The sequence below is a fragment of the Polaribacter porphyrae genome (assembly GCF_002954685.1).
Taxonomy (GTDB): Bacteria; Bacteroidota; Bacteroidia; order Flavobacteriales; family Flavobacteriaceae; genus Polaribacter; species Polaribacter porphyrae.
On the sequence record NZ_MSCN01000001.1, the window covers coordinates 1,804,263 to 1,816,634 of the forward strand.

At 29.9% G+C, this 12,372-nt stretch carries 11 protein-coding genes and 1 tRNA gene; all 12 read left to right on the forward strand.

Annotation, left to right across the window (positions count from 1 at the left end):
- Positions 1-31 precede the first annotated feature (31 nt).
- The 12 genes from BTO18_RS08075 (at position 32) to BTO18_RS08130 (ending at position 12,370) form a co-directional block, all read left to right on the forward strand.
- On the forward strand, positions 32-1,333 hold the full coding sequence (locus BTO18_RS08075) for a cryptochrome/photolyase family protein (protein WP_105015733.1): 1,302 nt from the start codon (positions 32-34) through the stop codon (positions 1,331-1,333).
- 73 nt (positions 1,334-1,406) lie between these two features.
- Positions 1,407-1,769 (forward strand): nuclear transport factor 2 family protein, encoded by a 363-nt coding sequence (locus BTO18_RS08080; RefSeq protein WP_105015734.1) that lies wholly within the window; start codon positions 1,407-1,409, stop codon positions 1,767-1,769.
- 113 nt (positions 1,770-1,882) lie between these two features.
- Positions 1,883-1,957, forward strand: a tRNA-Pro gene (locus tag BTO18_RS08085).
- 144 nt (positions 1,958-2,101) lie between these two features.
- Complete coding sequence (locus BTO18_RS08090) at positions 2,102-3,934, forward strand: WS/DGAT/MGAT family O-acyltransferase (RefSeq protein ID WP_105015735.1); 1,833 nt, start codon at positions 2,102-2,104, stop codon at positions 3,932-3,934.
- 3 nt (positions 3,935-3,937) lie between these two features.
- Entirely contained in the window at positions 3,938-4,879 is a 942-nt protein-coding gene (locus tag BTO18_RS08095) for an alpha/beta hydrolase (protein WP_105015736.1), read from the forward strand.
- Positions 4,880-4,882: 3 nt separating this feature from the next.
- Positions 4,883-6,043 (forward strand): alpha/beta fold hydrolase, encoded by a 1,161-nt coding sequence (locus BTO18_RS08100; protein ID WP_105015737.1) that lies wholly within the window; start codon positions 4,883-4,885, stop codon positions 6,041-6,043.
- 2 nt (positions 6,044-6,045) lie between these two features.
- Entirely contained in the window at positions 6,046-9,285 is a 3,240-nt protein-coding gene (locus BTO18_RS08105; protein ID WP_105015738.1) for an HAD-IB family hydrolase, read from the forward strand.
- A gap of 18 nt (positions 9,286-9,303) precedes the next feature.
- The gene (locus BTO18_RS08110; RefSeq protein ID WP_105015739.1) at positions 9,304-10,305 is read left to right on the forward strand and encodes an NAD(P)H-dependent glycerol-3-phosphate dehydrogenase; all 1,002 of its coding nucleotides are present in this window, start codon (positions 9,304-9,306) and stop codon (positions 10,303-10,305) included.
- A gap of 55 nt (positions 10,306-10,360) precedes the next feature.
- A complete protein-coding gene (locus BTO18_RS08115; protein WP_105015740.1) occupies positions 10,361-10,594 on the forward strand; it encodes a hypothetical protein in 234 nt (77 codons plus the stop codon).
- Positions 10,594-10,911 (forward strand): type II toxin-antitoxin system RelE/ParE family toxin, encoded by a 318-nt coding sequence (locus BTO18_RS08120; RefSeq protein WP_105015741.1) that lies wholly within the window; start codon positions 10,594-10,596, stop codon positions 10,909-10,911. The genes BTO18_RS08115 and BTO18_RS08120 overlap by 1 nt, the downstream gene beginning before the upstream one ends.
- A 131-nt stretch (positions 10,912-11,042) precedes the next feature.
- Positions 11,043-11,558, forward strand: coding sequence for a hypothetical protein (locus BTO18_RS08125; RefSeq protein ID WP_105015742.1), 516 nt, complete (start codon positions 11,043-11,045; stop codon positions 11,556-11,558).
- An 8-nt stretch (positions 11,559-11,566) separates the two neighbouring features.
- A complete protein-coding gene (locus BTO18_RS08130; RefSeq protein WP_105015743.1) occupies positions 11,567-12,370 on the forward strand; it encodes an AfsR/SARP family transcriptional regulator in 804 nt (267 codons plus the stop codon).
- The last annotated feature ends 2 nt before the right edge of the window (positions 12,371-12,372 follow it).

Consider the following 12,372-nt stretch of genomic DNA (forward strand, 5'->3'; position numbering starts at 1 on the left):
AATAATAATATAGACTTAAATATAGCATAAAATGAGTAAAAAAGTAACTATTTTTTGGTTTCGCAGAGACTTGCGTTTGGATGATAATGTTGGCTTTTACAACGCACTAAAATCAGAAAATCCTGTACTACCTATTTTTATTTTTGATAAAGAGATTTTAGATAAACTACCTGAAGACGATAGTAGAGTTTCATTTCTACACCAAGAACTCGAAAATATAAAGGCAACACTTTCTAAAATGAATCGTGGAATATCAATTTTTCACGGAAAGCCAATTGAAGTCTATCAGCAGTTATCAGAAAATTACAAGATTGACGCTGTTTTTACAAATCGTGATTATGAGCCTTATGCTGATAAAAGAGATACAGAAATCAAAGAATTTTTAGCATCAAAAAAAATCAATTTTAAAACGTTTAAAGATCAAGTAATCTTTGAAAGAAACGAAATTGTAAAAAAAGATGGTACTGCATACAAAGTATATACTCCTTATTCTAAAAAATGGTTGGAAGCTTTTCAAGAAAAAGGAATTCAATTTTATCCTTCAGAAAATCATTTAGAAAATTGTGTTGCTAATGAAAATCATCCTTTTTTATCATTGAAAGATATTGGTTTTAAGCAATCGTCTATAAAAGTAGAATCGTACAAAGTTTCTCCAAAATTGATTAATGAATATGAAGAGACTCGTAATTTTCCTGCTCAAAATGCTACCTCAAAATTGGGTGCACATTTGCGTTTTGGAACTGTAAGTGTTCGTAAAATGATGGATAAAGCGTCCATAAGTGATAACATTACCTTTTTAAAAGAATTGATTTGGCGAGAATTTTTTATGCAAATTCTGTGGCATTTTCCACACACACCTAACAAAGCGTTTAAACCAAAATACGATAGAATTGTTTGGAGAAACAATGAAGATGACTTTAAAGCTTGGTGCAAAGGACAAACTGGTTATCCTTTAGTAGATGCTGGAATGCGTGAATTGAACAAAACTGGCTTTATGCACAACAGAGTTAGAATGTTGGTTGGTAGTTTTTTATGCAAGCATTTATTAATTGATTGGAGATGGGGTGAGGCATATTTTGCAGAAAAACTACACGATTACGAAATGTCTAGCAACGTTGGCAATTGGCAATGGGTGGCTGGTTCTGGAGTTGATGCATCACCCTATTTTAGAATTTTTAACCCTACTACTCAAATAAAAAAGTTTGATAAAAATTTAAAATATATCAAAAAATGGGTGCCAGAATTTCAAGAGCCTACGTATGTTAAAGAAATTGTTGAGCATAAATTTGCTAGAGAACGTTGCTTAAAAGTGTATAAAGAAGCAGTTTCATAATCCTAACATTTTTTTAATACTTACTCAATTTTATTTTTCATAATTTTAAGCAATCACAAAAAACTTATAATTTATGAACACACAAGAAGTAGCAAATAAATGGCAGCAGATGTGCCAATCTGGTAAAAATTTAGAGTGCATTCAAGAACTGTATGCAGATAATGTTGTTAGCAAAGAAATGCCAGGAGTACCACATGGAGAAGTAGTTTCTGGAAAAAAAGAAGTATTTGAGAAGAGTAAACAATGGCTAGAAGATGTCGTTGAATTTCATTCAAGTGAAATTTCTAACCCAGTTATTGCTAATAATCATTTTTCTAGTAAAATGTCTTTTGATGTAACTTTTAAAAGTAGAGGAAGACAACAAATGGAAGAAGTTTGCGTTTTTGAAGTACAAGATGGTAAAATTGTAAATGAGCAATTTTTCTATTCGATGTAAAAATTATTATTCTTGATTATTAAAAGCTTCAATTTATTGAGGCTTTTTTTTATTCAAAAAAAAATTATTTTATAATTTCTATTTTTAAGTTTTTTAGTAAGTTCGCAAACAAACGGGTAGTAGCTTAGTCCGGTTAAAGTGCTGGTCTGGGGGACCAGAGATCGGAGGTTCGAATCCTCTCTACCCGACTTTTATTTATACTTTGTCTAAAGTATTTCAATATAAAAAGAAATTAGCCATTTTTCTTAAAATTCTTTATCTTGCAGAGTTGCGAATTTTATAGACTAGTTTATAAATATTTCGCAATTTTAAATCCTAAATTTTAGATATTCATGTCAAAAAAGGCAATTCAAGATATTTTTCAAAATTCGATTAATGACTCTGTTCAGCAAATTTCTGGGCAAGACGCAACTTTTTTATATGCTGAATCTCCTAATAGTCCTATGCATATTGCAACATTAACTATTGTAGAAGGTTCTTTAGAGTTTGAAGATTTCAAAGCAATAGTTGCTTCCAAACTACATTTAATTCCGAAATTTAGAAAAAGGTTATTGAATGTACCTATGAATCTCGATTACCCTTATTGGGTAGATGATCCAAATTTTGATATTGACTTACACATCAACAGATTAAAACTTCCAGATCCATCTAATTGGAAAACCTTAAGAGAAATGACTTCTTCTATTTTTAGCAGTCCTTTAGATTTAAGAAGACCTTTATGGTCTATTAGTTTTATAGAAGGTTTAGACGAAGTTTCTCAAGTGCCAAAAGGCTCTGTAGCTATTGTTGCAAAAGTGCACCATGTTATGATAGATGGCAGTTCTGGAGTTGGTATTATGGGTATTCTGTTTGATCGAAGTGTAGAAGATATGCATAAAGAAATACCTAAACCAAAACCTTTTGAGCCTGAACCCTTACCAGATGAAATGAGCTTACTTTTAAAAAGTTCTCAATCTTTTTTTAAAGATCCATTAAAAGCTCCGAAGTTTTTTGGTGAAACAGCACTTTCTTTAATTCAAAGTAGGTTAAAAGGTAAATTAAATCCTAAAAAGTCAATTGGTAAAAATAAATTCTCTACACCAAATACTATTTTTAATAAAACAGTTTCACCAAAAAGAACTTGGGGAACAGCCATCTTATCTTTTGAGAGAATTAATACGCTTCGTAAAATAATGAATGTAAGTGTTAATGATTTAATTGTTGCCATTTGTGCTGGTGGTATAAGAAGATATTTATTAGAAAGAGAAAAATTACCAGTGCAACCATTGGTCGCAAATGTTCCTATATCAATAAGGGCAAAAGGAGAAAAACAAGAAATGAACAATCAAATCTCAAATATGTTAGTAAGAATTGCTACACATATAGAAAACCCTTTAGATAGATTAGAATACATACAAGAGCAAACTACAATAGGAAAAACAAAACATAAAACTGTTGGTGCAAAATCTTTAGCAAAAATGGCAGAATCTGTCCCTTTTGGAGTAGCAAATTTAGCAGCTGGGTTGTATAGTAAATATAATATTAAAGAATTTCATAGGCCACCATTTAATGTTACAATTACTAATGTTCCAGGTCCACAAATGCCTTTATATTTAAGAGGTCATAAAATTTTATCCATTTTTGGCTTAACTCCTGTGTTAGATGGTTTTGGTTTGATAATTGCAGCTTTTAGCTATAATGGGTTAGTTTCTTTGACAACAACATCAGACGCTTCTACTATGCCAGATGCAGATAAATTTTCAAGATACATTAGAGAATCTGCGAATGAATTAGAGAAAATAATTTTAGAAAAAGGCAGTAAAAAAACAGCTAAAAAAATCGCTAAAATTAAAAGTTCGTCATTCTTTACAGCTTTTAAAAAGTATTTAAATGCTGATGAAAAATTAAGAAAAAAATATTTGGGCAATTATGATTTTGAATTGGGATTAATAGAGTCAAAAATTAATTATCAATTAATTATTTCTGAAAAATCAGTATCAGTTAGAAAGAAAACTTCATCAAAACCTTTGGTAAAAATTGAAATTGATGACGACAATTTGATAAAACTACTCAAAAAGAAGTTATTAATTGAAGAAGTAATTATTCAAGGAAGAGTTAAACTATCTGGAACTAAAAAGAACACAGACAAATTTTTGACCTTACTCACACAATTTTTAGCTAAATAATTGATGAGTTTTACAACAGATACATATAAAACTTTTGATAAGGAAACCATTTTTTATTATAAATGGAAAGCAAAAGAAAATTTACCTTTAAAGGGAATTGTTCAAATTTCTCATGGAATTGGCGAACATGCAGGAAGATACAAATCAATTGCAAAAAGATTAAAAAATCAAGGTTATGATGTTTATGCAAACGACCATAGAATTCACGGAAAATCTGCAAAAAATAATGAATATTTAGGTTTTTACGATGGCGAAGATTATTTTTCTGATGCTATTGAAGATATGCGAAAACTGACAGAAATCATTAAAAAAGAGCATCCTAATAAAAAGATAATATTACTAGGTCATAGCATGGGTTCTTTGTTAAGTAGAGAATACGTAACACTTTATGGTGATGATTTAGAAGCTTTAATTTTATCTGGCACAGCTGCTTTTCTTAAAGGTTTGGGTTCATTTGGTTTAATAAGTACATCCTTTTTCAGCAAATTAAATGGAAAACACAGAAGTAATGAAATTTTAAAAAACTTATTTTTTAATCAATTTAATAAAAAATTTAAGCCCAATAGAACAAAAGTAGATTGGATTAGTAGTGATAAAAAACAGGTAGATAAATTTGAAGCAGATCCTTTACGAATAGAAGACTTTTCTTTAGGTGTTTTTAGAGATATTTTAAAAGGGAGTAAAAAAATAAATAAGCCACCAACTTTTAAAAACACTCCAAAAAGCTTGCCTATTTTTATTTTTTCAGGTGATAAAGATCCTGTAGGTGAAATGGGAAAAGGCGTAAAAAAAGTAGCATTAAACTACAAGAAAGCTGGTGTTAAAGATTTAACTCTTAAAATCTACAAAGGTGGGAGACATGAAATGCTAAATGAAGTAAATAAAGAAGAAGTTGAGCAAGATCTACTAAATTGGTTAGATGAACGAATACAAGCCACAAATTAATTTATGGAAAGTAATAAAATAGTATATACATCATTTTCGAAATTTGCAGTTGCTATGGCTGTTTCTCAAGGAGCAAGTTTAGCACAAGCCAAAAAAATTATAATCAATAGTTTTGAGAGACATCCTTTTCATAAAGAAGTTTCAAAAATTATTAAAAAAGTAACATTAGAAAAAGAGAACTTAAATATTTTAAGTAATCAATGTATTTCTATTTGCGAAGATTTTGGACCAGATAGAGACTACGTTACATTAGTATTATTGCTAGAAAAGATCTATAAAAATGAAGATTTTCAAGATATTGAAAAAGATACAGTTTCTAATATCATCAATAATTTTAAAGAAGAAATAAATAGGATTAATGCAAACATACCTCCTCCTCCACTTTACAATGTACTGTTAGAAACTAGAGCCATTGCAGAATGGACATCTATGTTTTGGTTATATCCATTTATACCAAAACACAAAAGCGAAAAAGAAAAACCTATATTGTTAATGCCTCCTTATTTAGGTAATGACAACTCAACCAGATTTGTAAGAAAGTATTTAAAATCAGTAGGTTTTAAAACCTATAAATGGGAATTAGGTGTAAATATGATTAATTCAAAATCATTACCAAAACTCATAGAAAAATTAGATCAAATTTTTGAAAAACACCAAGAAAAAGTGAGCCTTGTTGGTTGGAGTGGAGGTGGAATCTTCGCAAAAATTATTGCAAATAGATATCCAGAAAAAGTAGAGCAATTAATTACAATTGGCTCTCCTGTTTGGGGTGTCAAAAATATGAAAACCCCTATAGTAGCTACTTTAGAGTTTTTAAGAGGTACAAAGTTAAGAGAGCGTAATGAAAAGTTTATAAAAGAATTAGAAGTAATTCCTAAAGTACCTATTACGTGTATTTACACAAAAACAGATGGTTTAATTCCATGGAAAAATTGCATGGAAGCAGAAACATATAGAGATGATATAAAAAATATAGAAGTCTTTGGCAGTCATTGTGGTTTAGGTGCAAATGCAACTGTATTATTAACTGTTGCAAATGCTTTAAATGCAAATCTTGAAAAGGAAAAAAAGCCGTCTATCATTGAAAAAGTAGAATCATTATTTTTTCCAAAGTTTTGGGAACAAAAAGGGTTTTCTAAATTTACAAACCTCTTTTTTAGTTGATTATGGAACATAACTTAAAAAACATCATTAATAATTCAAAGTTTCAAGAACGTTTAGCTGATATTGCTAAAGAGCAAAAAATAGATATTGCTGAAGTTCAAAAAAAAGGAGCTGAATGTATTTCTGAATTGTATTCTCAACAGCATCCTATTGCAAATATACTTTCTGTAAAAGGCTTTCAGTTTATGATATCTAAAGCTTATAGTAATAAGATTGATATTGACCCAAAAGAAATAAAAAAATTAATGAAGTTAATGCGTCAGAATTCTGTTGCATTTATTTTAACACATAAAACCTATTTAGATACAGTAGTTTTAGTAACTACATTAGCACGTTATGGAATGCCAATTCCTTATACTTTTGGGGGGATTAATTTAGCATTTCCTGGCTTTAAACAATTAGGTAAAAATTCAGGATTAATTTTCATCCGAAGAAGTTTTAAAGATAACCAAATTTACAAGACAGCTTTAAGACATTATATTTCTTGTATGATTGAAAATGGAGATCATTTAACATGGAATATAGAAGGAACTCGCTCTAGAACTGGCAAGATTGTTTATCCACAAATGGGTATTTTAAAATACATCATGGAAGGCGAAAAAGAGAGTACTAGAAATATAAAATATGTTCCTGTTTCTATTGTTTATGACTTGATTCCTGATGTAAAAGAAATGACAGAAGAAGGCAAAGGAAAAGAAAAAAAATCTGAAGATGTAAAAGCTTTCGTAAAATATTTTAGAAAATTAGGAAACGAATATGGCAAAGCAGCAATAAGATTTGGAGAACCTGTAGATGCGAGTTCGCATCAAAATGCAATAATTCCAGATATAGAAGAAGATAGTTATTCTGATAAAAATACCCTACCTCGTTTTGCTTTTGAGTTGATTCATAAAGCAAATATGATAACACCAGTAACTACGGTTTCATTAGTATGTAATGTACTACTCAATAATTTTGCGTTAACAAAAAAAGAGATTGAATTCAGTGTAATCAAATTGATGAATTATATTGAAAAAAGAAAAAAAGATGTACTTATAGAACGTGGTAAAAGCATTAGTGCTTCTGTACAAAAAGCCTTGAATTTACTAAAAGGTTCAGGCATTGTACAAAAGAATAAAGCAGGTTACAAAACACAATTTAGTTTAGCCCCAACAGAATTTCTTTCTGCTACATATTATGCAAATATGGCAGCTGCCCATTTGTATCATAGAGCTTTTATAGAAATGGCTTTGGTAAAAATTAAAGACGAGAAAGAAAATAGAATTTTATCTTTTTGGACAGAAATTATGCGTCTTCGAAATTTATTTAAATTCGAATTTTTCTACACAAACAAGCCACAATTCAGTTCAGAAATAGAAAGTGAATTAAATTCATTCGATAAAAATTGGAGAGAAATTATAGGTAATTCTAATGGAGATATTGAAGGCTTACTAACCAAACAAGAACTTTTTGTTTCTAAAGGATTATTATTAATCTATCTAGAAGCCAACAAAGTGGTTTGTAATACTTTGTATAATTGGGATTTAGAAGATGATTTTTCTGATGAAGATTTTATACAAATGTGTCTTTTTAAAGGTAAAGAATTGCATTGGCAAAATAGAATTAGCAGATTAGATAGTGTTTCCAAACCATTTTTAATAAGTGCTTTACGGCTTGCCAAGAATAGTAAATTAACTCCAATTGATAAAAAAATAAATTTTAAACAACTTGATATTTGGATGGATTTGTTAGACAATCTAACAGAACGTTTATACTATCTACAAAAGATTGAAACTGATAATATTAAAAAAGGAGTTAAGAAAAAGATTTTAGAAGAAAATGTACCTGGTGCAGATTTAAAAAGTGTTCCAGAAAGAGTACTTAAAGATGAAGAAGGTCCCCATATTGCTGCATTTTTTGATTTAGATAGAACTTTAATCAATGATTTTTCAGCAAAACAATTTGTAAAGTCAAGATTATTGAGTGGTAAATCAACACCCAAAGAATTACTTTCTCAATTTGTTACAATGTTAGCTTATGCAATTGGCAATAGAGATTTTGAAATCTTAACCAAAATTTCAGCATTAGGAGTAAAAGGGATAAAAGAAAAAGAATTTAAAGATTTAGGAAAAGAAATTTTTAAAGAACATTTGCAAGCTACAATCTATCCAGAATCTAGAACTTTAATTGCATCACATTTAGAAAAAGGACACCAAATTGTAATTATTTCTGCAGCAACAAGTTATCAAATAAAACCGATAGCAGACGAATTAGGTGTTAAAGACATTTTCTGTACAGAAATGGAGGTGAAAAAAGGAAAATTTACAGGTACTATTTCAGAAATGTGCTGGGCAGAAGGTAAAGCTAGAGCTGGTAGAAAATTTGCTAAAGAAAATAATGTAGATCTATCTAAAAGTTTCTTCTACACAGACAGTTTTGATGATTATCCATTATTAGAAATAGTTGGTAAACCTATTGCTACAAATCCAGATAATAGGCTATCACAACTTGCTTTTGAGAATGATTGGACAATTTTACGTTTTAAAGAAAACACCAAAAAACCACTAGTAAATGGTTTGCGAACGGGTTTAGCAGCAGCAAGTTTATATCCATCAGCAATAAAAGGAATTGTAAAAGGAGCTTTAACCTTATCTCAAAAAGAAGGCGTTAACACAACAATTGCCAGTATTGGGGATTTAGGAACAAAATTAGCTGGACTTGACATAAATGTAAAAGGGAAACAAAATTTAGTAGATTTTAGACCAGCAGTTTTTACCTTTAATCATCAATCTTCAGCAGATTTTTTTATTATCCTAAAACTATTGAGAAAAGATGTTACAGGAATTGCTAAAAAGGAATTAGAACTTACTCCTTTTGGCCCAATTTTTAAAGCAATGGGTGCTATTTTTATAGATCGTTCTAACAAGAAGAAAGCATTAGAATCAATGAAAAATGCTGCTAATGTTTTAAAATCTGGAACTTCTGTAGCCATAGCTCCTGAAGGCACAAGAAGTGGCAGTAAAAAATTAGGAAAATTTAAAAAAGGAGCATTCCATTTGGCAATGAAAGCTGGAGTTCCTATCATTCCTGTGGTTATTAAAAATGCATATATGGCAATGCCAAAAGGCAGTAAAATATTCAAACCAACTCATATAGAAGTGGTGGTTTTAGATCCTGTAGATACTTCTGAATGGAAACCTAAATTGATTGATACTTATATTGAAGAAGTAAGAGATTTATTTGTAAAAGAATTGGAGAATTAAGCAGCAAAAACAAAATTTATGAAACTAAAAGTTGGATTATTAGGTGGTGGTTCTTGGGGAACTACAGTAGCTTCTTTAACTGCAAAAAATGCAGAAACCATTATTTGGGCAAGAAATCCTAAAACTGTGGATGAAATAAATACACATCATACAAATCAGAAATATTTACCCAATGCCAAATTAACACCATCTTTAGTTGCATCAAACTCCATAAAAGAAACTGTAGAAACTGCGGATGTTATTGTACTCGGAATTCCGTCTCAAAATATGCGTAAGGTTTTAGAAATTGCAAAACCGCATATTAGACCTTGGGTACCTATTATCAATTTAGCAAAAGGACTAGAAATTAGCACCAAAATGCGAATGACAGAAATCATAGAAGAGTTGATGCCTGGTCATCCTGCAGGAGTGTTAACAGGACCAAATTTGGCAAAAGAAATTCATTTTGGCAACGCTGCTGCTGCTGTAATTGCTATGGTTGATAAAACAATTGCTTCCAAATTACAAACTGTTTTTAGCTCTGGCTTGTTTAGAGTTTACACAAATACAGATGTAATTGGTTGCGAATTGGGTGGTGCTTTAAAAAACATTATTGCTATAGCTTCTGGGATGGGAGATGGTGCTAATGCTGGTGATAATACAAGAGCTGCAATTATTACGAGAGGTTTGGCTGAACTTACAAGACTGGGAATTGCAATGGGAGGCAAACAAAGAACATTTTCTGGTTTAGCAGGAATGGGTGATTTAGTGGCAACCTGCTCAAGCTCTAAAAGTAGAAATCATCACGTTGGTTTTCAATTAGGAAGAGGAAAAAGTTTAGAGCAAATTATCGATGAAATGAACGAAGTTGCTGAAGGTGTAAAAACTGCAAAAGTGGTAATGCAATTAGCAAAAGATTATAATGTTGATATGCCTATTTCTGAAGAGATTTATAAGGTTTTATATGAAGGAAATACGGTTAACGATGCTTTTAAAGGTTTACTAAGATATGAAGTAGGTTCTGAAAAAGAGCCAGGTTAAGAATGTCAACAAATTTTAAAATATAGTTTTATATCTTTGTTGAAAGTAAATTAAAATGAGTTTAGAAGCTAGAAAAATAAAATTTATACAAGAATTTTTGAAACTTCAAAGTGAAGAAGTAATTTCTCGCTTTGAAAAAATATTGAGTAATGAAAGTAAAATATCCAGCAAAAGAATATTTGAACCTATGACTCAAGATGAACTAAATAAAAGAATTGACCAATCAGAATCTGATTTCAGAAATAATAAATTTAAAAATAGTTCAGAACTTTTAGTAAAATTCCAATAATGGAATTTGAAATTGTTTGGTCTGATTTTGCAGAAACTCAACTTGACGAAATTTATAACTATTATAAAAATAAAGCAAGTAAAAGTGTGGCAACAAAACTTTTAAGAGGTATTATCCAAGAGCCAAATAAACTAATAAAATCATCACTAATTGGTCAAAAAGAGGAATTACTAAAACAAAGAGAAAACGTCTATAGATATTTAATTTTTAAAAACTATAAAATCATTTACTCTGTAGATAATGAAAAGAGATTTATAAAAATTGTAGATGTTTTTGATACCCGACAAAATCCTCCGAAATTAAAAAGAACGAAATAAGTTTTTTTTGCTATATAAACCCTTTTTTAATTACAAAATGGCTTTATTAATGAAGATTTCTTATCATTATTATATTTGTATTTTGTTTAATAACCTTTTTATGTAACCATAGTACCTATCCTATTAAAATTATGACAAAAAAACAAAATCAAAATGCTTCATTTATGGTGCGTTTTAATCAACAGATATTCGAAGAAAATGGCGAATCTAATGTGCAATGGAGAGGTAAAATTTCTCACGTTCAAGATGGAGATGAAAAACGATTTTCAGATTTTAATGATGCCTTATTATTTATGCAAAATAAGTTAGCAACATTAACTGAAAAAGCTACTGAACACGAATCTGTTGAAAAACAAGAAAGTATTTTAGACAAAAGCTTATCTGTTTGGCAAACTTTAAAAGATGTTGGCCCAAAAGTAATTCGAGACACCATTAGAGATCCTAAAAAACAATTGACAAATTTACAGGATGAAATTCAGGATAAAATCAGCACTTTTGGAGAAGAAATTTCAGAAAAAGTACAAATTGATGAATGGAGAAACGCATCAAGATCTGACTTTCATAAAATTAAAAATGAAATTGAAAAATTATCTTCTCAAATTCAAAAACTGACTACAAAAGTTGATAAAATCAACAAACAAAAGTAAAACTTACTATGTCAGATTTCCTTCAAGAATTAGAAGAACTAGAATGTTTCCAAAAAAATGCAACAATACGTATTGAAACTTTGGGGAATTTTCGTGCTTGGAGAAATCAAGAAAAAATAGAAGCCAAAGATTGGGGGCGTGATAAAACCATTCAACTACTACAATATTTAATTTCTAACCGTCAAAGAAATGCACTTCATAAAGAAAAAATTATGGATAATCTTTGGGACGATTGGAATGATCGTGATTTTAAAGTGGCTTTACATGGCATTAATAAAGTATTGGAGCCTAATAGACCTTCTAGAACAGAAGCTCAATTTATCATTAGACAAGGTGTAAGTTATCAAATAGATTTAACCAAAGTTTGGATTGATGCTGAAGCTCTTGAACAATACATCACAATTGGTAATAAAAGTTTAAATACTGATAAGTATATTGCTAAAAGAGCTTATCAAAATGCCATTAAATTATATAATGGTTCTTATTTACCCAATAGAATTTATGAAGATTGGACATCTGAAGAGAGAGAAAAAACACAACTACTTATACTAGGAGCTTATATAACATTGGCAGAAATTTTAATTGATGAGAATCCTTTAGAAAGCATACGTTTAGCACAAAATGCTATAGCTATTGATGCAACTTGGGAAGATGCATACAGAGTTCAAATGAAAGCATACATTAAAAAAGGAAACAGACCACAAGCCATAAAAACTTATATGAAATGTGAGGTAATTCTTGAAGAAGAATATGGAATTTCTCCTCTACCAGAAACCAAGAAGTTATTGCAAGAAATAGAAGCTATTCAGTAAAT

What these genes read in the sequence shown, in the direction of transcription:
- BTO18_RS08105 (WP_105015738.1), top strand. Translation starts at nt 6,046, where the DNA reads ATGGAACATAACTTAAAAAACATCATTAATAATTCAAAGTTTCAAGAA.
- BTO18_RS08115 (WP_105015740.1), top strand. Translation starts at nt 10,361, where the DNA reads ATGAGTTTAGAAGCTAGAAAAATAAAATTTATACAAGAATTTTTGAAA.
- BTO18_RS08095 (WP_105015736.1), top strand. Translation starts at nt 3,938, where the DNA reads ATGAGTTTTACAACAGATACATATAAAACTTTTGATAAGGAAACCATT.
- BTO18_RS08130 (WP_105015743.1), top strand. Translation starts at nt 11,567, where the DNA reads ATGTCAGATTTCCTTCAAGAATTAGAAGAACTAGAATGTTTCCAAAAA.
- BTO18_RS08090 (WP_105015735.1), top strand. Translation starts at nt 2,102, where the DNA reads ATGTCAAAAAAGGCAATTCAAGATATTTTTCAAAATTCGATTAATGAC.
- BTO18_RS08110 (WP_105015739.1), top strand. Translation starts at nt 9,304, where the DNA reads ATGAAACTAAAAGTTGGATTATTAGGTGGTGGTTCTTGGGGAACTACA.
- BTO18_RS08075 (WP_105015733.1), top strand. Translation starts at nt 32, where the DNA reads ATGAGTAAAAAAGTAACTATTTTTTGGTTTCGCAGAGACTTGCGTTTG.
- BTO18_RS08080 (WP_105015734.1), top strand. Translation starts at nt 1,407, where the DNA reads ATGAACACACAAGAAGTAGCAAATAAATGGCAGCAGATGTGCCAATCT.
- BTO18_RS08100 (WP_105015737.1), top strand. Translation starts at nt 4,883, where the DNA reads ATGGAAAGTAATAAAATAGTATATACATCATTTTCGAAATTTGCAGTT.
- BTO18_RS08125 (WP_105015742.1), top strand. Translation starts at nt 11,043, where the DNA reads ATGACAAAAAAACAAAATCAAAATGCTTCATTTATGGTGCGTTTTAAT.
- BTO18_RS08120 (WP_105015741.1), top strand. Translation starts at nt 10,594, where the DNA reads ATGGAATTTGAAATTGTTTGGTCTGATTTTGCAGAAACTCAACTTGAC.